This window comes from Myxococcus eversor (assembly GCF_010894455.1).
Lineage (GTDB): Bacteria > Myxococcota > Myxococcia > Myxococcales > Myxococcaceae > Myxococcus > Myxococcus eversor.
On sequence record NZ_JAAIXY010000002.1, the window covers coordinates 297,298 to 317,736 of the forward strand.

At 71.1% G+C, this 20,439-nt stretch carries 17 protein-coding genes; 8 read left to right on the forward strand and 9 right to left on the reverse strand.

Going from position 1 to position 20,439, the window contains the following annotated elements:
* Positions 1–29: 29 nt before the first annotated feature.
* The 3 genes from G4D83_RS04695 to ung are packed head-to-tail and all read right to left on the reverse strand — an operon-like array spanning position 30 to position 2,122.
* On the reverse strand, positions 30–524 hold the full coding sequence (locus G4D83_RS04695; protein ID WP_163863230.1) for a DUF3592 domain-containing protein: 495 nt from the start codon (positions 522–524) through the stop codon (positions 30–32).
* A gap of 54 nt (positions 525–578) precedes the next feature.
* The gene (locus tag G4D83_RS04700) at positions 579–1,394 is read right to left on the reverse strand and encodes an acyl-CoA thioesterase (protein ID WP_240356152.1); all 816 of its coding nucleotides are present in this window, start codon (positions 1,392–1,394) and stop codon (positions 579–581) included.
* 50 nt (positions 1,395–1,444) lie between these two features.
* A complete protein-coding gene (gene ung, locus G4D83_RS04705) occupies positions 1,445–2,122 on the reverse strand; it encodes a uracil-DNA glycosylase (RefSeq protein WP_163863234.1) in 678 nt (225 codons plus the stop codon).
* A gap of 169 nt (positions 2,123–2,291) precedes the next feature.
* Here ung and G4D83_RS04710 point away from each other — a divergent pair, with 169 nt between their 5' ends.
* The 4 genes from G4D83_RS04710 to G4D83_RS04725 all read left to right on the forward strand — a co-directional run bounded on the left by G4D83_RS04710 (position 2,292) and on the right by G4D83_RS04725 (position 8,822).
* A complete protein-coding gene (locus G4D83_RS04710) occupies positions 2,292–4,067 on the forward strand; it encodes a TadA family conjugal transfer-associated ATPase (RefSeq protein ID WP_163863236.1) in 1,776 nt (591 codons plus the stop codon).
* A gap of 229 nt (positions 4,068–4,296) precedes the next feature.
* Positions 4,297–5,178 carry a hypothetical protein gene (locus G4D83_RS04715; protein WP_205522568.1) on the forward strand — a complete coding sequence of 294 codons (882 nt, stop codon included), beginning with the start codon at positions 4,297–4,299 and terminating at the stop codon, positions 5,176–5,178.
* 14 nt (positions 5,179–5,192) lie between these two features.
* Entirely contained in the window at positions 5,193–6,896 is a 1,704-nt protein-coding gene (locus tag G4D83_RS46755; RefSeq protein ID WP_163863238.1) for a hypothetical protein, read from the forward strand.
* A 144-nt stretch (positions 6,897–7,040) separates the two neighbouring features.
* Positions 7,041–8,822 (forward strand): serine/threonine-protein kinase, encoded by a 1,782-nt coding sequence (locus G4D83_RS04725; RefSeq protein ID WP_163863240.1) that lies wholly within the window; start codon positions 7,041–7,043, stop codon positions 8,820–8,822.
* A 40-nt stretch (positions 8,823–8,862) separates the two neighbouring features.
* On the opposite strand, the gene G4D83_RS04730 is transcribed toward G4D83_RS04725, so the two are convergent.
* Positions 8,863–9,633 (reverse strand): transglycosylase domain-containing protein, encoded by a 771-nt coding sequence (locus tag G4D83_RS04730; RefSeq protein ID WP_163863242.1) that lies wholly within the window; start codon positions 9,631–9,633, stop codon positions 8,863–8,865.
* A 58-nt stretch (positions 9,634–9,691) separates the two neighbouring features.
* Here G4D83_RS04730 and G4D83_RS04735 point away from each other — a divergent pair, with 58 nt between their 5' ends.
* On the forward strand, positions 9,692–10,384 hold the full coding sequence (locus G4D83_RS04735; protein ID WP_163863244.1) for a ferredoxin reductase domain-containing protein: 693 nt from the start codon (positions 9,692–9,694) through the stop codon (positions 10,382–10,384).
* Here G4D83_RS04735 and G4D83_RS04740 read toward each other — a convergent pair.
* The 4 genes from G4D83_RS04740 to G4D83_RS04755 form a co-directional block, all read right to left on the reverse strand.
* Positions 10,378–12,003 (reverse strand): WD40 repeat domain-containing protein, encoded by a 1,626-nt coding sequence (locus G4D83_RS04740; protein ID WP_163863247.1) that lies wholly within the window; start codon positions 12,001–12,003, stop codon positions 10,378–10,380. The genes G4D83_RS04735 and G4D83_RS04740 overlap by 7 nt on opposite strands.
* Complete coding sequence (locus G4D83_RS04745; protein ID WP_205522569.1) at positions 12,000–14,165, reverse strand: ABC transporter substrate-binding protein; 2,166 nt, start codon at positions 14,163–14,165, stop codon at positions 12,000–12,002. The genes G4D83_RS04740 and G4D83_RS04745 overlap by 4 nt, the downstream gene beginning before the upstream one ends.
* 253 nt (positions 14,166–14,418) lie before the next feature.
* The gene (gene dnaJ, locus G4D83_RS04750; RefSeq protein WP_163863251.1) at positions 14,419–15,552 is read right to left on the reverse strand and encodes a molecular chaperone DnaJ; all 1,134 of its coding nucleotides are present in this window, start codon (positions 15,550–15,552) and stop codon (positions 14,419–14,421) included.
* A 168-nt stretch (positions 15,553–15,720) separates the two neighbouring features.
* Complete coding sequence (locus tag G4D83_RS04755) at positions 15,721–16,161, reverse strand: hypothetical protein (protein WP_163863253.1); 441 nt, start codon at positions 16,159–16,161, stop codon at positions 15,721–15,723.
* 157 nt (positions 16,162–16,318) lie between these two features.
* Here G4D83_RS04755 and G4D83_RS04760 point away from each other — a divergent pair, with 157 nt between their 5' ends.
* From G4D83_RS04760 to G4D83_RS04770, 3 genes are all read left to right on the forward strand, one after another.
* Positions 16,319–18,082 (forward strand): ABC transporter ATP-binding protein, encoded by a 1,764-nt coding sequence (locus G4D83_RS04760; protein ID WP_163863255.1) that lies wholly within the window; start codon positions 16,319–16,321, stop codon positions 18,080–18,082.
* A gap of 296 nt (positions 18,083–18,378) precedes the next feature.
* On the forward strand, positions 18,379–18,756 hold the full coding sequence (locus G4D83_RS04765) for a hypothetical protein (RefSeq protein WP_163863257.1): 378 nt from the start codon (positions 18,379–18,381) through the stop codon (positions 18,754–18,756).
* Positions 18,757–18,848: 92 nt separating this feature from the next.
* Positions 18,849–19,850 (forward strand): hypothetical protein, encoded by a 1,002-nt coding sequence (locus G4D83_RS04770; RefSeq protein ID WP_240356153.1) that lies wholly within the window; start codon positions 18,849–18,851, stop codon positions 19,848–19,850.
* Here G4D83_RS04770 and G4D83_RS04775 read toward each other — a convergent pair.
* Positions 19,742–20,413, reverse strand: coding sequence for a hypothetical protein (locus tag G4D83_RS04775; RefSeq protein WP_163863261.1), 672 nt, complete (start codon positions 20,411–20,413; stop codon positions 19,742–19,744). The genes G4D83_RS04770 and G4D83_RS04775 overlap by 109 nt on opposite strands.
* Positions 20,414–20,439 lie beyond the last annotated feature (26 nt).

Genomic DNA, 20,439 nt, shown 5'->3' on the forward strand with positions numbered 1-20,439 from the left:
GATCAGTTGCGTCCTGGACGGAGATTTTCCTACACCCGCGCCAGGAACCAGCGGGCAATGAGGGGAATGCAGGCCCCCACGGCCACCAGTCCCAGCCCCACGACGAGCCGGACGAAGCTGGGCGCATGCGCACCGGGCTCCAGCACCGCGTCCGTCGGGTCTTGTGGGTTGTAGGCGACCCGGACCGCCTGTCCCGGAGGATAGCGACGCAAGGTGGCCTGGGCGTCGTCGGGGTTGGTGCGCGCGGTGGGGTCCACGCGCAAGGTCGCGGTGCCGACGAGGACGCGGCCCACGGAGTACTCGTACTGGACGCGGGCCTCGTAGTGGACGCGGGGCTCCGTCTGCCCGGGCACCGGGAGGCGGTGCTCCACTTCCTCGGCGGCCAGGACGGTGCCGGGCACGGTGGGCCAGCGGCGGGAGCGCAGGGCTCGAAGGACGTCCTTGAGCCCGGCGAGGACGAAGACGACGCCCACCGCCGCGAGCAGCGCACAGATGATGGTGATGACGCCCCAGAGCACGCGCACGGCGAGGACACTACCAGAAGGCCGCGGGTGAGCAGGGGCCCCGCGGCCCGCGCCTCAGCCCATCACCGCGAAGAGCTGCCGGCACTGGGCCAGGAGCTGTCCGTCCTGGGTCCAGAGCTGCTGGAAGTCCTCCGAGTACCCGCCCCCCGCCTGGAGGGAGCGGCCGGTGCGCAGGAACTGGGCGTCCGGCTTCAGGCCCGCCTGGGGCAGCACCTGGAAGAAGTGCATGGTGAAGTCCACGGTGGCGGCCGGGCGGAACCCCTCCACGCGCGACAGCACCGCGGGCGGGTACGCGTCCATCAACCCCACACACAGGGGCGCGTCCAGCACCGTGGGCTCGCGCGGGCGCAGCCAGCCACCCGTCTCCGCGACGGCGGCCCCGGCGTACGGCGCCGAGCCGATGCAGAAGCGGAACTCGAAGAAGCGACAGAAGTCCGGCATGGGCACGTCGTCCGGCGTCATCGGCACCTCGTGCGGAGGCGGGACTTTCGGGGGCGTCATCTCCATGTATTCGATGGCGCCGCCCCGCGTCGCGCCGAACGTCGCGCTGCCCATGGCCACCACGCCCGCGTCATTCTCCACGCGCACGGTGGCCTGCGTGACGAGCTTTCCGGCCCGCTCGATTCGCGTCGTCACCCACGCGTCGCCCTCCACCGCCGGCGCGCAGAAGTGCATGGTGAAGGAGCGCACTGGCCGGGCCGCGTCCCCCACCGTGTGCTCCAACGCGCGCAGCGCCGTGCCCGCGACCAGCCCTCCGTACGCGCCCCGGCCCTGGTACCAGGGCGAGGTGAAGCGGATGCGGTAGCGGTTCGGCCCGACGGACTCGGGCGTGGAGGCGGCGAGGAAGGCGGCGGTCATGTCGCGACGCACCGTATCAAGCCACCACCCGCCGCGAAGGGACTGTCAGCGCGAGGCGCGACTCACCGCGACAAGCGCCAGTCGATGGGCGGCCGGCCCTTCGACTCCAGGGCCTTGTTCACCGCGCTGAAGGGCTTGCTGCCGAAGAAGCCGCTGCTGGCCGACAGCGGGGACGGGTGCGTGCCCTCGATGACGACGTGGCGACTGGCGTCGATGAGCTTCTTCTTCTTCTGCGCGTACTTGCCCCAGAGCAGGAAGACCACCGGCTCCGTCTTTTCGCTCACCGCGCGGATGACCGCGTCCGTGAAGTCCTCCCAGCCGTGGCCCGCGTGGCTGTTGGGCTTCGCCTGTTGCACCGTCAGCACCGCGTTGAGCAGCAGCACGCCCTGCTCCGCCCAGGCAATCAGCGAGCCGTCCTTGGGACGCGGCACCTTCACGTCCGCCTCCAGCTCCTTGAAGATGTTCACCAGCGAGGGCGGCGAGGGCACCCCGGGCTTCACCGAGAACGCCAGCCCATGCGCCTGCCCAGGCCCGTGGTACGGGTCCTGGCCCAGCAGCAGCACGCGCACGTCCGCATAGGGCGTCAGCCGGAAGGCGGAGAACAGGTCCTCCTCCGAGGGGAAGACGGTGGCCTCCTCGCGCTCCTTCGCCACGAAGCGCTCCAGCTCCTGGAACGAGGGCGAATCCAGAGAGGCCTTCAGCGCCTTCCTCCAGTCCTCCGGCAGCTTGTCCTTCAGCATGTGCGTTCCTCCCCGACCCGCGCGCGGCGGGGCATTGAAACATCCCCGTCCCACGGGGCCCATCCCTTTCGTGCCGGCGTCGGAGGGCCGACAGCTCCCCAGGGAGCAGGCGGGCGGGGACGGCGGGTTCTTGGGGGTTGGCACCAGCCGCGCTAGCCTGGGGGGCGCCATGACGATGTACACCGAGTCACTCCGCGCCTTCCTCAAGCCCGTCCTGCCCTATCTGGACGACGAGGCGGTGTCGGAGATCATGATCAACGGCCCCACCGACGTGTGGATTGAGAAGAAGGGCCGACTGACGCGCACGGATGCCTTCTTCACCGAGGAAGGTCTCATCGGCGCGGCGCGCAACATGGCCCAGTTCGTCGGCCGCATGCTCACCGAGGAGCGGCCCCGCCTGGACGCGCGCCTTCCGGATGGAAGCCGCATCCACGTGGTGATTCCGCCCATTGCCCGCAAGGGCACCACCATCTCCATCCGCAAGTTCTTCAAGGAAAAGCTCACCATCAATTCCTTGTTGAAGTTCGGCTCGCTGACGCCGCAGATGGCGCGGCTCATCGAGGCGGGCATCGCCACCAAGCTCAACATGCTGGTGGCCGGCGGCACGGGCTCCGGCAAGACGACGCTGCTCAACATCGTCTCCTCCCTCATCCCCGACGACGAGCGCATCCTCACCATCGAGGACTCGGCGGAGCTCCAGCTCAACCAGACGCACGTCGTCCCCTTCGAGAGCCGTCCGCCGGACAAGTTCGGCAAGGGCGGCGTGGACATGGGAGACCTGCTCCACTCGGCGCTGCGTCTGCGTCCCGACCGAATCGTCGTCGGCGAGGTGCGCGGCGGCGAGGCGTTCCACCTCATGCAGGCGATGAACACGGGCCACGGCGGCTCGCTGGCCACCACCCACGCCAACACGCCCACGGACACGCTGCGCCGCGTGGAGTCGCTGTGCCTCATGTCCGGCATCGAGCTGCCCATGGTCGCCGTCCGCGCCCAGGTGGCCAGCGCCATCAACTTCATCATCTGCTGCGAGCGCTTCCACGACGGCAGCCGCAAGACGAGCGCCCTGGCGGAGGTGCTGCCCCTCACGGAGAAGGGCGACTACCGCACCCAGGACATCTTCGTCTTCACGCCCGTCACCAAGGACGAGGAAGGCCACATCCTCGGCTACCACGCGCCCACGGGCATCATCCCCAACTTCGTCGCCAAGGCGAAGGCGTACGGCTTCAACGATTTGGACGAGTCCTTCTTCGACCCGATGACGTACGGAATCCCCCCTCCGCCCGTCTTCCACGCCGGTGAGTCGTACACCGTGCGCTGGGCCCCCTCGCTCAAGCACCGCGAGGAGGGACGTCCTGACCCCGAACACTTCAAGAAGGAGTGGTCCGACTTCGAGGAGAAGTTGAGGCAGGACGCCCGCGACGCCAAGGTCGCCAAGCCCGCGCCCGCCGCGCCCGCCGTGCAGGTGCAGGTGCCCGCGAGCCTCCCCGCGTCGATGTCCAAGCCCGCCACGCCCGCGCCCCGGCCCGCCACCGCCACGCCGCCCGCCGGCCACGCCGCCGCCACTCCAGCGGCTGGAACCCCCGCCGTCAGGCCCGCCGCCTCCGCGCCGCGTCCTCCGCCTCCGCCCGACATGGGAGATGACGACCGGACGCCGCCGCCCACCCGGAGCCCCTTCGCGTCGGAGGCCAAGGTGGAGGTGGACGAGGAGCTGCTCACCGACGCGGGCCGTCCTCCTCCGCCGCGCCGCCCCGGCACGCCGCCGCCCAGGCCTCCGCCGCCCTCCAGCAGCGCCCGCCCCGCGGTCCCCGCGCGCAGGCCGCCGCCGTCCATCCCCTCCCGCCCCGCCGACGAGGACGACGAGGACACCAAGGCACCCTCTTCCGAGCTGAAGACCTCGGAGAAGACCCAGATTCGTCCCGCCCCGCCCGAGCGGCCCCGTCGCTGAGGGCCGGAGGACGGTGTCTGGCCGCTCCCGCCGTCCTACCTGGACGGTGGGGTCAGCTCCCACCGCACGCACCGGGAGCGCGCGTGATGCCACCCGAGGCGAGCAGCCCCTGATTCCCGGCCTTGCGAGGAGGTCGTGTCGGGGGGAAAGTGATCCTGTGTTGATTACCCTCGTCGCCGTTCTCTCCGTGGTCGCCCAGGCACCCGCAGCGCTTCCGCCGCAGGGGCCCGTGAGTGTGCTGATCGCCCCACCGGACGCGACGGGAGCCCCTTCCCACATCGTCGAGTTCGCGCAGGAGCACCTGGCCGAGCAGCTCGAGTCGCGCGGGATGCGCGTCATCCGCATCGAGAATGTCACCCGCAAGCTCCCCGTCTCGCGACGCCGCACGCTGCTGCGCTGCAAGCGCACGGAGGCGCCGTGCCTGCAGTGGCTCGGCACGGTCAGCAAGGCGGAAGTCGTCCTCGTTGCGGAGCTGGTCCTGGGGACGAGCGGCTACCGCGCTGGCGTGCGCGCCTACGCCGCCAAGGACGGCGCGCTCATCTCCAAGAACCTCGTCGCCGACGTGCCCGAGGACAAGCTGCTGGATACGCTCACCCAGACCCTGGACGTGGTGGCGCCCGACACGCAGCGCGCGCTGCGCGGCCTGCCTCCCGCGCCGCCCATCGACGACGTGCCCCCACCCACGCGGCCCGCCCCCCGCCCCTCCGTGCAGGACGTGCCGCCGCCGACGGTGGTCGCCGCGCCACCGCTGGTGGAGACCGCGCCCGTCGTCGCCACGAAGTCCTCCGCGCGCCGCTGGGCATGGCTGCCCGCCGCGGGAGGCGTGGCGCTGGCGGGAGTGGGCACCGTCTTCTACCTGAAGGCCAAGGACCGCTACGACACGCTGGAGCAGGCGACGGTGGACGCGCCCGTGCGCGACTCGAAGGCACTGGTGTCCGAAGGGAAGCAGGCGCAGACGGTGAGCCGCGTGACGCTGGGCCTGGGCGCGGCGGGCCTCATCGCCGGCGCGGTGATGTTCCTGTGGCCCGATGACCCGCCCGCGCAGGCCACCCCCTCCGTCGCCGTGAGCTCCGGTGGCGCCATGGTGGGACTGTCCGGGACGTGGCCGTGACTTCGAGGATTCCCATGCGAAATACCTGGACGCTCGGAGCGATGGGCGCGGCGCTCGCGGCGGTGCTCGCCGCCGGTGGCTGCTACGACTTCGACGCCGCGCAGAAGCGCTGTCGCGAAGAAGGCCGCTGCGAGCAGCAAGTCATTCCGGATGCGGGCTGCATCCCCACGTCCACCTCGGAGGACTCGCCGGACGACGCGTTCGCGGACTCCGACTGTGACGGCGTGGACGGCCGCGCCAGCTCCGGCCTCTTCGTCGACCCCGAGAATGGCGACGACACGTCGGGCACGGGCACCCGCGATGCGCCGCTGCGCACCGTGGGCCAGGCGCTCGCGCGGCTGCGCCAGTGGGACGGGGGCGTGCCGACGCGGCTCTACCTCGCGGGCGGCACCTACGCCGAGGGCGAGCTGGTGCTGGACGTGCCCGTCTCCCTGCATGGCGGCTACTCCGGACGCGATGGCGGCTGGGGCCGCGCCAGTGGCCTGGTGGCCGTGCTGGACAACGGCGGCGCCACGGGGCTCACCGTGCAGGGCGTGACGGACGCGGGAATCGTGCTGGAGTACCTGCGCATCCGCTCCGCCGACGCCGTGGAGCCCGGGCAGGCCTCCGTGGCCCTGCGCGTCCTCGACAGCTCGGGCGTGCGACTGCGCCACACCGTGCTGGAGGCCGGACGCGGCGGGACGGGCGCGGAAGGCACTCCAGGTGATACGGGCACGCCGGGGCCCATCGGCATGGACGGGCAGCCCCCCGGGGGAGACCCGCCGGTGTTCCTGGGAGTGGGGGGCACGGGCGGCGTCAACACCGCGTGCCCCGGACCTGATGGACGCTCCGGAGGCCGAGGCGCGGATGGCGTGTCCCGAAGCGCGGGCATGGATGGAGGCGCGGGCCAGCCGGCCCCCACCTCCGGAGCCACGGTGCCAGGCGGCGCTGGAGGAAGGGCAGGGAGCAGGGTCGATTCGACCTGTCCACCCGGTGCTGCCTGCACGTGCACCGGAGAGAATGGCTCGCACGGTGACCCGGGAACCCAGGGCGACGCGGGCAGCGCGGGTTCGCCCGGCGGCGCGAGCCTGGGCACCTTCTCCGAGCAGACCCACACCTGGTCGCCTGGGGCCGAACAGCAGGGAGGCATGGGTGAGCCGGGCGAGCCCGGGAGTGGCGGTGGCGGTGGCGGCAGCGGCAGCAGTTGCGACCTCACGAGCAGGCCCTCGACGCCCGTGGCGGCCAGCGGCGGAGGTGGCGGTGGTGGCGCGGGCGGCTGTGGTGGACTCGCGGGACGGGGCGGCGGCGGTGGCGGGGCCTCCATCGGGCTGCTCGTGTTCGACTCCCAGCTGACCCTCGAAGCCAGCGCTCGCATCGAGACGCGTGGCGGCGGCGCGGGCGGCCAGGGAGGCGCGGGCGGAAGCGGTGGAGACGGCGGAGGCGGCGGAGACGGCGGCCCGGACAAGGACGCCCTCATCTCGGAGGAGGGTCCGCTCGTCACCACCACCAGCGGCAGGGGAGGCAATGGTGGCCTCGGTGGCGCGGGAGGCAATGGTGGCCCCGGCGGCGGTGGAGGAGGTGGCCCCTCGGTGGGCATCTGGTGCCAGCGCGCCCAGGTCCCCCTGGATGGCGGAGTCATCATCGCCCAGGGTCCGGGCGGCGCGGGGGGCGAGAGCGACGGCACCGCGGGAGGGGCGGGCGAGTCCCTGCCTGTGACGGGCTGCGCTCCTATCCAGTAGGGTCATCCGTCCGCTGTCTGACGCTGTCGGTCAAGCCGACAGCGTGGGGTGTGCGATGCCTGAACGCTCGCCCTGCACCCAGGTCCGAACCACATCGCGTCAATCACCCCGTCTTGGTACGCTGACTTTTCTTCCTGGCCCGAGATGGCTTCCGAGTTGAACTGCGAAACCTGTGGTTTTCCCGTCCCCGCCGACACCGGTGTGTGCCCGCGGGACGGCACCGTGGCACTCGCTTCGTTCCACGTCCCACCGCCGGTCCCGGTATCGCCGGTGGCCGACGAGCCGAAGGTCGTCGTGCAGAGCACCCTGGAGGCCCTGACGGACGTGCCGAAGGATCCGCTCATCGGCCTGAAGCTTGGCGAGTACGAGCTGCGCGCTCGCATCGGCGTGGGCGGCATGGGGCTGGTGTACGAAGGAATCCAACCGCTCATCGGCAAGCGCGTGGCGGTGAAGGTGCTCCGTCCGGAGCTGGCCCACTCGAACGAGCAGGTGGAGCGGCTCTTGGCCGAGGCCCGCGCGGTGAACGCCATCCGCCACCGCGGCATCATCGACATCTTCGGCTTCGGCCAGGTGCCCGACGGCCGGCAGTACATCGTCATGGAGTACCTGGACGGTCAGCCGCTCGACGCCGTGCTGTCGGAGAAGAACCGGCTGCCCGTGCTGGAGGCCCTGCCCATCCTCGACGAGGTGCTCGCCGCGCTGGCCTCCGCGCATGGCGCGGGCGTGGTGCACCGCGACCTCAAGCCAAGCAACATCTTCCTCGTGCGCCAGCCGGACGGCTCACGCTACGTGAAGGTGCTGGACTTCGGCCTCGCCAAGCGGGGCCAGGGGCCCACCGGCCGCACCGCGCAGACGCGCACGGACATGGTGGTGGGCACGCCCGAGTACATGGCGCCGGAGCAGGCGCGAGGCCAGGAGGTGGGTCCGATGACCGACCTCTACGCCCTGGGCGTCGTCACGTTCGAGATGGTGACGGGCCGGCTGCCCTTCGTGGGCAGCTCGCCGGTGGACCTGTTGATGAAGCACGTGGAGGCCCGTCCGCCGCGGCCCTCGGAGTTCGTCTCCGACCTGCCGCCCGCGCTGGACGCGTTCATCCTCCAGATGCTCACGAAGGACCCGGAGACGCGTCCCAACTCGGCGGACGCGCTGCGCCAGCAGCTCCACAAGCTGCGCCGCTCGCTGCGCTCCACCCGCTCCAACCCCAGCGCGCTCGCGCCCACCCACGAGAAGCCGCCTCCGGCGGATGACTCGGCGTCGCGGCGCCCCACCACGCCCGTCGCCGTGCCACCGCTGGAGCAGCAGGCCTCGCCCACCCCTTCGCCCATCCGCAAGTATGTGCCCGTGGCGGTGGCGCTCGGCGCGTCCGTGGCGTTGCTCGCCGGCGCCGCGGCCATCGTCTTCCAGGAGCCGGCCCGCGCCGTGTCCCTCACGCCCGCGCCTCGCGAGGAGCTCCCTCCGGCCCACGTCCGCGCCGCGCCTCCCGCGCCGCCCGACAGCGAGGCCCCGAGCAAGCCGGGCGGCAGCGGTCCGGCCGAAGCGGCTCCGGTGGCGGAGGACAAGGTGGAACCGGCGGCTCCCGGCATGGGCCGAGCGCTGGCCGCCACGGCTCCCTCGGCGAAGGCTCCCCCTCCTCCCCCCTCGGAGACGGCCTCACCGCTCCCGCGCGCGGGACGCCCCGCGGGCACCTCCAAGCCCTCGGCCAGCACGGACGCGATGTCGCGCGGCAGGCTCCTCAAGCGCATCAACTCGCTGGAGGAGTCCATGCCCGAGTTCATCAGTCAGGGCCGGGTGAAGAGCCCCGATATCGCGCTGAACATGCTGACGAAGTACCGGCGCGAGCTCGCCGAGAACGAGGACGGGGAGACCCGGCGCAAAATCCAGGAGGCCCTCGACTACATGGAGAACTCGTACATCAAGAAGCCCTGAAGGCAGGGCTCGTCGAAGAAGCACCCCGGTGGAAGCCTCGCTACTCCAGGCAGCCCAGCGGCTCCGTCGTCGCGTTGCGGGCCCGGTCCTCGCTCACCAGCTTCCAGCCCGCCAGGTCCGCCAGCAGCGTGTCGCGGTCCTGCCGCAGCACCGTGGGGTTCTTGCACTGGCGGATGTCCCAGTAGCGGTAGAAGGGCGGCAGCGCGAGTTGGAGCTCCGCCAGCTCCGAGAGCTGCAGCTCGTTGAGCTCCTTCTTGAAGAGGGTGAAGGCCACGTCCTCCACGCCCACGACGCCGCGCTCGAAGTAGACGATGGCCAGGTCGTAGGCGATGAGCTGGTCCTTCTGCATGAAGGCGTGCAGCCGGTGCGCGGCCACGGTGAGCTGCAGGTTGCCGGAGATGCCCAGGCCCTGGGCGATGCGCATGGCCAGCATGCGCTCACAGCCGCCCTCTCCCGGAGGCGCCGTCCCCACCGTCGCGCCCAGGAAGAGGCGCCACGCCCAATTCGCCCCGTCCTCGCGCGGCGTCTGGAAGTAGCGGGGGCACTCCATGTGCCGGATGTAGAGCGCCACCAGGTCCTTGGGCAGGCGCGAGAAGTCCGGACGGTTGAAGGTGATGGGGCGCGGGTTGCGCTCGAACTGCCCGGCCCGGAGGCTCATCCGCTCGCCTTCGATGCTGTGCTTGAGCAGCTTGTCGACGTCGAACTCGCTCTCCAACTGGGGCAGTTTGCTCGCCGTATAGAGATACGTCAGCGGAATGAGCACGCCGGCCAGGCCGAGCATGAACAGGACTATCCAGAGAAGACTCTTCACGGCCCCAGGTTACCAGGGGCAGCGCTCTCCCGGCACACGGGTTAAAACCGCACTCACCATGCCCGACTGGCATCCGGCCATCGTCACCTCCCGCTCCCCCGCAGCCGACGGGCTCACCGACCTCGTGCTCGACATCCACGGCACCCCGCTCGTGGGCACCCACTCCCACCCGGGGCAGTACGTCAGCCTCTGCCTGCCTGGGATGGAGCCGAGCCTGTTCGCCATCGCCTCCCCGCCCGAGCCCCAGGGCGGACGGTGGGAGTTCCTCATCAAGGACGGCAGCCCCCTGCCCGACGCCCTCGTCCGCCTGTCGCCGGGCGCCCACGTGCATGTGTCGGCGCCCAAGGGAAAGGGCTTCCCGCTGGAGCGCGCTCGAGGGCATGACCTGCTCCTCTTCGCCACCGGCACCGGCATCTCCGCCATCCGCCCCGTCATCGCCAGCGTGCGGCGCGAGCGGGAGGCCTTCGGCCGCGTGAAGCTCTACTTCGGCGCGCGCACCCCCGGTGCCTTCGCGTACCAGGGAGAGCTGCATTCCTGGGAGGAAGGCGGCATCCAGGTGGTGCGCACCGTCAGCCAGCCCGGGGCGAGCGGCTGGCAGGGCCTCACCGGCTACGTGCAGGCCCACCTCGGCGAGGACACCGTGCAGGACGCCATGGCCTTCGTCTGCGGACAGTCGAGCATGTCCCAGGGCGTCATGGACGCCTTGAAGGACAGGGGCATGCCCCGGGGCCACATCTTCTTCAACTACTGAGCGGCGGGCGCCCCGGGAGACACCACGGAGGCGCCCTCCGTGTAGCGCACGTCGAGCAGCACCGCGGACGGCTCGCTCTCCCCGGTGCGGCTGGCCACCTGCGGCGTCCACGCGGCCACCCCCACCAGGCGCCCGTCCGGGCTGAAGCGCACGCGGCGCACGGACCAGTCGAAGCCGTGACTCCCGCGCGCGGTGGACTCGCCCTCGGTGAAGAGGTGCACCTTCTTGTCCCAGCCTCCGGAGACGAGCGAGCGCCCGTCCGGGGAGATGGCCGCGGTGGACACCACGCCCCGGTGCACCGGCCACTTGTGCAGCACCTTGCCGGTGGCCGCGTCCACCAACGCGCCCGCGTTGAAGGGCCCTTGCGGCTCCTCCACGCCCTGCCGCTCGCGCTCGTACACGGCCCTGTCCCGCTCCGGCTTCTGCTCGGAGAGGCCCACGCCCAGCCGCTGCCCGCGCGCATCCACGGTGACGTCGCTGACGTACGCGGGGAAGGTGAAGTCCGAGCGCGCCGCCAGCACCAGCGTCTCCACGGGCGCCGCGTCCTCCGGCGTTGGCGACTTCAGCGTGAGAAGGGCCTCGTGGTTGACCTCGTCGAAGGACACGCCCACCCGCTCCGAGAAGGGCGCGCCCAGCACGCCCTGCACGCCCTGGGGCACGCACGCGTCACACACCGCCACGTCCACGCCGCGCACCACCAGCGACTTGAAGCGCAGGGACTGGCCGCGCGCCAGCCGCGCCTGGGTGATGCCCAGCGGGCCCGGCACGTCCACCGTCTCCTTCAAGAAGGCCACGTCGATGCCCGCCGCCGTGGCCGCCTCGCCGGTCACGACGATTGCGGGCACGCGCGCGTCCAGCGCGAAGCTGACGGGCGCCTTGCCATTCACCGAACCGCCCACCACCGCGGAGCCGCCCCGTCGCTCGAAGCGCGCGCGCGTCCCCTGTGAAGCCACCGACTCCAGGCCCGAGCGCCACGCGCGCACGTGCATGTCCCAGCCACCGGAGTACAGCGTCCCGTCCGGCGCGAAGGCCACCGCGCTCACCGGCCCCTCGTGCCCGCGCTCCTCGGAGGCATGGGCCAGGTCCGGCACGGACAGCACGGTGAGCAGGCCCTTCGCGCCGCCCGCCACCAGCCAGCGGCCGTCCGGGTGGAAGGCCACCACGGTGAGCGGCTCCTCGGTGACGCGCACGCCGCGAGCCTCACCCGTGGCCGCGTCGAACAGGCGCACCGCGCCGTCACGGCCCGCGGTGGCGACCAGGTTTCCGTCCGGCGAGAAGGCCACGCCCTCCACGTCGAACTCGTACGCATTGACGAGCGGATCGCCCAGCTTGCGGGGCGGCGTCTCCAGCGCCCAGAGGGACAGGAAGTAGGAGCGCGCGCCCAGCCGCGTGTACGCGACGCGGCGCTGACGGGGTGAGAAGTCCAGGCCCCAGATGAAGTCCGTCCGGTTGAGGATGGCGCCCTTCTCGAGCCCCGCCGTCGCTCCGGTGAGATACGCGCCCTGCGTCTGGCCCAGCCGCGCTTCCACCTCCGGAGCCAGCCCCGCCGCGTGGTGCGCGCACCCACCGCCCCCCGCCGCCAGCAATCCCGCCGCCAGCAGCCCCACCGTCCACCTCATGAACCCGAGCCTCCCGACGCCGCCTTCTCCCGCTCCTTGTCCACGTTGATTTCGGTGACACCCTTGTTGTCGATGGACAGGAGGAACAGCTGCTTCACCGCCTCGCGCTTCTCGTTGAACGAAGTGCGGCCGGTGGCGCCGTCGAAGTCCTTCAGGCCGGACAGCGCGTCACGCATCTGTGCGCGCGTGCGAGGCCCGCCCTCCTTCTTCTCCACCAGTTGCCGCAGCATGCGCCCGGAGTCGTAGCCAATCGCCTCCAGGAGCCCCGGGTCCTTGCCCGTCTCCTGCTTGTAGGCCTCGCGGTACTTGCGCACGAAGGTGCGCGTCGCGGGCCGCTGCGAGTCCACGAAGAAGCCGTCCACGTACACCGAGCAGGTGACGAACTTGCCGCCGCGCTCAATCAGCTCCGGCAGGCCCGAGCGCCCCTTGGGGCTGCTCCACTGGTTGGCGCCGAAGAGCGTCACCGTCTTCAGCTCCTTCTTGCCCGTCGTCTTGCGGATGCGCTCCAAGTCCCTCGGCTCGCACGCGTTGGTGACGATGTCCTCCACCGCCAGCGCCGGGGCGACCAGGCTCACCCGCCGCCAGTCGTCCGGCATGAAGATGGCCTCGAAGTCGATGATGGGCTCCACGCCGCTCTTCACCTTCTCCAGCGCCTTGCGGCGACGGAAGGCGTCCAGGTGCTCCCCCTGCAAGTCGCGCACGCCCTCGACGTAGTCGCCGCGGTCCTCCAGGTAGTAGCGGCCCACCAGCTTCTTGGCCTCGGTGGTGAAGGTCGTCTGGTCATGCGAGTAGCGCTCCGCGCCCCGGACGACACCACCGCGCTCCAGCACCTGGTCCCAGAACGCGTCCGCCAGCTCCACGCCGTAAGGGATGTTCGGGTACAGGAGGGCGAACTTCTTGTAGCCCTTCACGTTGATGGCGTAGTCCGCGATGGCGTCCGCCTGCGCGGCGTTCGTCAGCATGTTGCGGAACACGTAGGGGCCCAGGTCCGTGACGCCCTCCTGGCGCGTCATGGTGAGCAGCGGAAGCTGGAGCTCCTCGGCCACCAGCGCCGCGCGCTTGGAGTCGTCACCGAGCAGCGGCCCCAGCACTGCAATCGCGCCGTCGTCGAAGGCGAGCTGCTCCATCGCCTGGCCCGTCTTGTTGACGTCGGCCTGCGTGTCCTTCACCACCAGCTCGATGTCGCTGCCCTCCAGGCCCAACTGGATGCCGCGCAGCACCGCCTCGCCGATGGGCTGGTAGCGGCCCGTCATGGGCAGGAGCACGCCCACCGTCTTCGGCTTCGCCTCCACGCGCCGCGTGGCCCGCGCGAGCAGCTCCCGGGCCTGGGGCGCGAAGGGGCTCTGCGGCGCCTCCGCGAGGAAGCGGTTGAGCGTCTCCTCCAGCCGCGTCCACTCGCGCAGGTGGTAGTAGACGCGCGCCAGCTTGAAGGTGAGCACGGGCCACGCCGGGTTGGTCGAAGGCAGTCCCTCCGCCACGCGGGCGATGTCCACGAAGTCCGCGCGGCCCTCCACCAGCGCCTCCACCCGGGCCACCGCGGCGTCGCGCTCCTGCTGCGTCTTCGCCTGTCCCGCCTGCTCCACCGCCATCGTCAGCGACTGGCCGTACAGCCCCGCGCCCTCGGCCGCCCGGGCCGCGTCGCGCAACAGCTGCTCACGCTCGGCGCCCTCGGCGCGCTCGGCGAGGCTGGACAGCGTCTGGTACGCGTCCCGGTAGGCGCCCACCTCCATGGCGGACAGCGCCAGCTTGCGCTTGGCGTCCTCGGCCTGGTTGTAGAGGGGGTTCTCGAAGAGCAGCTCGTTGAAGGACTTGCGCGCGTTGACGTAGTCCTTCGACTCGAAGAAGAGGACGCCGGCCTGGTAGAGCGCGTCCTGGCCCGCCGTCGTCGCGGGGTACGCCTTGCGCACCGACAGGTAGGCCTCCGCGGCCTTCTTCTTGTCGGGCGCGGCCTGGGCCGTCTGCCTCGCCTGGGCGAGCGCCGCGTCCGCCGTCGCGTCCTTCTTCGCTTCGACGGTGGGCCGCTTGGGGAAGGGGTCTCCCGTGGGGACTTCCTCCCCCGTGTCTCCACCGGCGGGTGGGGTGCGTGAGGGTCGAGGACAGGCCGTCAGCAGCAGGGCCAGCGCGACGAGGAGCGAGCGGCGCAAGGTGGGCAGGACTTCCATGGCAGTGGGGTGCATAGCAGCGGCGATGCGCCTCCGTCGACAACGGAGCGGGGAGAAGATTCCTCGTGGAACCCCTCCCGCTGTGCACCCCTCGTGCCCGACCGTCCTCGCCCCTGGGACGTTGACTTCCTCACGTTGGCGCGGCGCCAGGGCCACGCCCATGCGGCCCCCAAGCCACGACAAGACACGGCCGCTCTGCCCTGCTCATGGGGCGAGCGGCCGGCCCTGACTCATGCGTGCCGCACGGCGTTGATCAGCCGAACAGCTCCTTCACCTTGGCGAAGAAGCTCTTGGACTGCGGATGGGACTCCTCGCCGGACAGCTCCGCGAGCTTCTCCAACAGCTCGCGCTGCTTGGAGGACAGCTCCGTGGGCGTCTCCACGACGACGCGCACGTGTTGGTCTCCCCGCTGCTGGCTGTGCAGGTGGGGGATGCCCTTGCTCTTGAGCCTGAACACCTTCCCGGACTGGGTGCCGGCGGGGATGGTCATCTTCACCTTCCCGTCGAGCGTGGGGACGTCGATCTTCGCGCCCAGCGCCGCGTGGGTGAAGGAGATGGGCACCTCGCAGAAGACCTCGTACTCCTCGCGCTGGAAGAGCGGGTGCTCCTTGACGATGACGGTGACGTAGAGGTCTCCCGGAGGACCGCCCCGGTCTCCCGGCTCGCCCATGCCCGTCAGCCGCACCCGCGTTCCGTTGTCCACGCCCGCGGGGATGGCGACCTCGATGACCTCTTCCGAGGGCGTCTTCCCGGAGCCCTTGCAGCGCGCGCAGGGGTCCGGCACCACCGCGCCCGTGCCGCCGCAGTCCCCGCAGGGACGCGACACCGCGAAGAAACCCTGGGTGTAGCGCAGCTCACCGCTGCCGCCGCACGTGCCGCACGCACGCGGGCCCGCGCCGCTCTTGCTGCCGGAGCCCGTGCACGTCTCACACTTCTTCGGCCGGGGAATCGTCACCTTGGGACGGCTGCCGAACGCGGCCTCCTCGAAGGTGATCTCCAGGTTGTAGCGCAGGTCCGCGCCACGCGAACTGGTGCGGCGCCCACCTCCCCGGCCACCGCCGAAGATGTCGCCGAAAATCTCGCCGAAGATGTCGTTGATGTTGACGCCCTGGAACCCGCCGCCGGCGCCACCGAAGCCCTCGAACGGGTTGCCCGAGTGTCCGAAGCGGTCGTACTTCGCCCGCCGCTCGGGGTCGCTCAGCACCTCGTAGGCCTCCGAGGCTTCCTTGAACTTCTCCTCGGCCTCGTTGTTCCCCGGGTTGCGATCCGGGTGGTACTGGAGCGCCACCTTGCGGAACGCGCTCTTCAACTCCTGCGCGGAGACGGTCTTCTGGACGCCCAGGATCTCGTAGTAGTCGCGTTTCTGACTCGCCGCCGCTGCTGGCATTCGCTTCAACCCCTGGAATTTGCTGGACTTTTTAACGCCGCGTAAAACTCTGAGTCACTATAACGCAGCGAAACGCGCCAGCAATCCGAGGGGCAAAACCAAGGCCGCCCGGAGGCCATGGAGGCCACCGGGCGGCGGAAGAAGGCGGATCAGGTGAGGGCGGGTGGGCTAGACGGTCCACACGCGGTTGGCGGTGAGCTCCATCCGGGCCAACCTGCGTTTGAGCGCAGGGTCCACCGCTCCGGTGGAGGCCCACTTGGGCACCACGAAGTGCAGCTCCGCGTTGTAGAGCTTGGCGGCGCTGGCGAGCAGACTCCACCGGTTCTCCGCGGTCGGCTCGTCCACCATGGCTGGAGTGACAATCTCCAGGATGATGGGCGTGCGCGCCGAGTCGGACTGGCGGCAGGTGAAGTCGGGACGTGCGTCCTCGATGGTCCCCGACAGGATGGGAGGCGGCATGAATCCGGGGAGACGGGCTTTGATGTCCGTGTATCCGATGGTGCGGAAGTACTCGGCCATGAGCCACAGGAGCCGGCGACGCTCCTCGTCTTCAACCACCGGCTCGCAGCCCGGATTGAAAAGGACCTCTTTTTCGTTATTGGTGTCCATGGCTCCCCTGAACCTGTCCGCAGGGACGAAGGGGGGCAACGGAACGGGCCTGCCTGCCGGTGACGGTTGGTGGGAAAGCAGCCGACGAAGCTCGACGTCTGGCATGCCTCTAGACTTGGACCTCTGACGACTCAGTGACAGAGTCCGCCGCCAAACAGTGGCTCCCCGTCCCTCCCCTCACGTCTACCGCCGGCTCCTCGGCTACCTGCGCCCCTACCGCCGACTGCTCGCGGCGGGTGTCTGCGCGTCACTCGTCGCCGCCGCGGCGACCTCCGCGTATGCGTGGGTCGTCGGGCCGCTCTTGCGCGCGGTGCTCACGGACCAGCCCGTCACCGTGGCCGGGGTGTCGCTGCCTGGCGAGGTGTTGTTGCGGCGATTGCCTCTGGTGGTGGTGGCGCTCGCGCTGGTGAAGGCCCTCGCCCAGTTCCTCCAGGGTGGCCTTATGCAGCGGCTGGGCCAGCGTGTCATGGCGGACCTGCGCGGTTTTCTCTACGGGCGACTGCTCGGCCAGCCGCCCGCGTTCTTCGAGCGGAGACACTCTGGCGAGCTCTTGTCGCGCTTCACGTCCGATGTGCCGCTCGTCGAGTTCTCGATAACGCAGGCGTTGTCATCGTACGTGAAGGATGGGCTGCAGGCGGTGGCGCTGCTGGCGACGTGCTTCCTCATCGACGCGAAGCTTTTCCTCTTCACGTTCATCGTGGTGCCGGTGACCGTGCTGCCCATCAATCGCTTCGCCCGCTCGCTGAAGAAGGTCGCCGCCCGCTCGCTGCAGAGCCTGGGCGCGCTGACGTCGCTGACGGCCGAGCAGCTCCAGAACCTGCCGGTGGTGCAGGCCTACGGCGGGCAGGCGCGCGCGCTCGAGTCCTTCGACGTCGAGGCGGACAAGTATCTGGGCGAGATGCGCCGCTCGCTGTTCCTGCGTGGCGCGGTGAGCCCCACGGTGGAGTTGCTCGGCATCGCCGGCGTGGCCATGGCGGTGGCGTGGGGCGCGCGCGCTGTGTCGGCGGACCCGGACCTCGCGGGACGGCTGTTGTCTTTTCTCGCAGCCGCGTTGCTGTTGTATCAGCCTGTCAAATCGCTGAGCGGCACGCTGTCCCAGGTGCTCACGGGCCTGGCGGCGGCGGAGCGGCTGTTCGCACTCGCCGACGAGCCGGCGCCGCCGGACACGGGGGATGCGGCGGGACCGCTGTCGCGGGCGTTGGTGCTGGAGGGCGTGAAGGCCACGTACCAGGACGGGCGCGAGGCGCTGCGGGGCGTGGACCTGGTGGTGCCCGCGGGCAAGCGCGTGGCGCTGGTGGGGCCGTCCGGCGCGGGGAAGACGACGCTGTTCTCCGTGCTGCTGGGCTTCCTGCCGTCGTCGGGAGGGCGGGTGCTGTGGGACGGCGCTCCGCTGGAGTCGCTCAAGCCGTCGAGCGTGCGCGGCCAGGTGGCGTGGGTGCCGCAGGAGCCGGTGCTGTTCTCCGGGACGGTGCGGCACAACCTGCGGCTGGGCCGGCCGGAGGCGACGGACGCGGAGCTGTGGGAGGCCCTCACGCTGGCGCACGCGGAGGACTTCGTGCGCGCGCTGCCGGGAGGACTCGATGAGTCCGTGGGCGAGCGCGGGAGCCGGTTGTCGGGTGGGCAGCGGCAGCGGCTGGCGCTGGCGCGCGCGTTCCTGTGCAAGCCATCGGTGCTGCTGCTGGACGAGCCCACGAGCGCGCTGGATGCGGCGAGCGAGGCGGCGGTGGGCGCGGGGCTGGAGACGCTGATGCGCGGGCGCACGGTGCTGGTGATTGCGCATCGCCTGTCCACCGTGCGCGACGCGGATGTGATTGCCGTGGTGGAGGAGGGCCGCGTGGTGGAGTCCGGCACCCACGCGGAGCTGCTCGCGCTGCGGGGCCGCTACATGCGCCTTTTGGGTGAAGGCGCCGTCGCGGCGTAGTGGCGCTGGAGTCGAGGCGAGCCCATGCTCCGTCCGAGTGGAGGCGCCGTCGCGGCGTAGTGGCGCTGGAGTCGAGGCGAGCCCATGCTCCGTCCGAGTGGAGGCGCCGTCATCTCGCGACGGTCGAGGTCGAGCCGCCCCGTACGAGCAGCCCGACACGGAAGCATGCCGAGTGTCGCCCTCCCGGCCCCGGCGTCATGAGCACCATCCGCGCCCCGCGAAGCTGAACGGGAGACACCCACCCACCCGAGCCGCTTGCCTGCACCCGTGGGCTCTGCCAGCGTTCCCACCGTCTGATGCGTCACCGGGAGCCCCTGTCCCTCAACGCGTTGCTGCTCGCGCCCGCACTGGCCCTCGCGGCCGTGGCGTGTGTCGCCGTGTCCGCGCGGCACCTGGCGCTCGCCGCTGCGGCCACCGTCACCCTCGTCCTGGTCCCCATCGTCTTCCGATTGTGGACACGCACCTGGTACCGGGGCCTCGTCCTGCGCGGCGCCGGCGTCTTCCTCATCGGCATGCACGTGCCGCTCCTGCTCGGCGGCGCCCTCGCCTACGGCCGCATCGGCTGCGCCGAGGGCGACTGCCCCGGGCTCTACCTGCTGGGTGTGCTCGTGTCCCCCATCGTCGGAGCCCTCTCCAGCGTCGTGTACTGGCTGGTCGGTCGTCCCCCAGTCTGAATTCCAAGAATTACCTGGAGAGACTACTCTCTCCTGGAATGCTTGTTACCCTGCGACTCCGTTTCGCGCCCGGGCTCTCCGTGGCTTCGTCCGTGCCTGTCACGGTGTTCTTGTGGTGCTTCACGCTCGCACCCCTGCTGCACGGTCCACAGGCCCTCGCGGGCACGGTGGATGCCGCGGGTCCGTTCGCCGCCGTGGTGGCGTTGGCCCTACTCGTGGAGTTGCCCCTGCTGTCGCTCGCCCTGGCCAGCATCGGACTGGGGCGCCGTGTGCCGCTCGCCGTCATGCTGGGCATGGCCACCCTGCCGTGGATGGTCGGCCTCTTGGGCACTGAAGTCCTGGTGGGCCGGGCGATGTCCGGTCTGACTCGACTGTCCACCCACGACACCGCGCTGGACGTCGCGATGAGCACCGGCCACGCCATGGCGCCACGCCTCCTGGGGGCATGGACGAGCGCCGCGCTGCTATTGGGGCTGTCGGTGGGGCTCGCGCTGGCGTGCTTCGGCCCGTCGTGCGCGGAAGACGCGGGGGGACGCAGGAGGAGACGGGGGCTGCTGCTCGCCAGCGCGGTGACGGCGGCGCTGGCCTCGGTGGCGGCGGCGGGTGCGCTGGAGGCGCGACACTTCCTGGAGATGCTCACCGGCATGGGCCAGGTGCCCGAGTCGATGCGCGAGGAGTGGGTGGCGACAGGCATGGAAGCCGCCGCGCGGCTGCGCGAGGTGCGCTGGCTGTGCACGTCCCTGCTGGCCGTGCTGGGCATCATGCTGCTGGCGCGAGGCGCCACCCGCCGTGAGCCCTCCCGTCCCACGCCTCGCTGGGCGCCCCGGCTGGTGCCCGCGGCCGCCGTGACGGCGCTGCTGGTGATGGACGTGCACCCCGTGCGCTCCGTGGCCGAGAGCGCGCACATCACCCTCCCCCGGAACCGGGCCGCGGTGCCCACCACGCTGGACATGCTGCGGCTCCTGGGGCTCGACGTCGCTCCGGCTCAGAGCAGCCAGATGAGCAACAGGAGACCCACCACCACGCCCACGCCCAACACGGCGAGCATCATCAGGCCCTCGGAGCCGCGAGCCTCCGGCGGCACCACCTCCTGAGGGTGGGGCGCGCCGTAGACGTACAGCGGCGGCTCCACGGGCGCCGGAGTGGACATGGGCGCGGTCTCCAGCAGCGGCAGCGTGGTCTCCAGCGACGGCAGCGTGGGCTCCGACGGGCGCGGTGCGTCTCGAGCGATGATGCCCGCGCCGGCCATCTCCAGGCCCTCGCGGGCCAGCGCCAGCACCCGCTGCATGTGCAGGATGTAGCGGTCCTGTCCGGTGTACGTCCCCATGGCCTGCGCGGCGCGCACCAGCCGGTGGGGAACGAGCTGCGGATCCGCCTTCACCTCCGCCGCCGCGGGCCTGGCGCGCGCGCCTTCGGAATCCACGCGGCCGGTGCGCACGCCCTCGCCGCTGGCCCACATGTAGTGGTCCTCCAGCAGCGTCAGCTCCTGCCGCCGCACCCGGCCGTCGGAGTCCACCTGCGACATCAGCTCCGCGCCGTCCATGCCCATGTGCCAGACGGTGCGCAGGCCATTCTCACCCGGAGGGCCCTCCACCGCGTGGACGCGGGAGAGCGCTTGCACCGCGGTCTTCAACGTCTCGGGTGAGGACTCGGCCATCAGGAATCGGAGACTAGGGGCGCGGC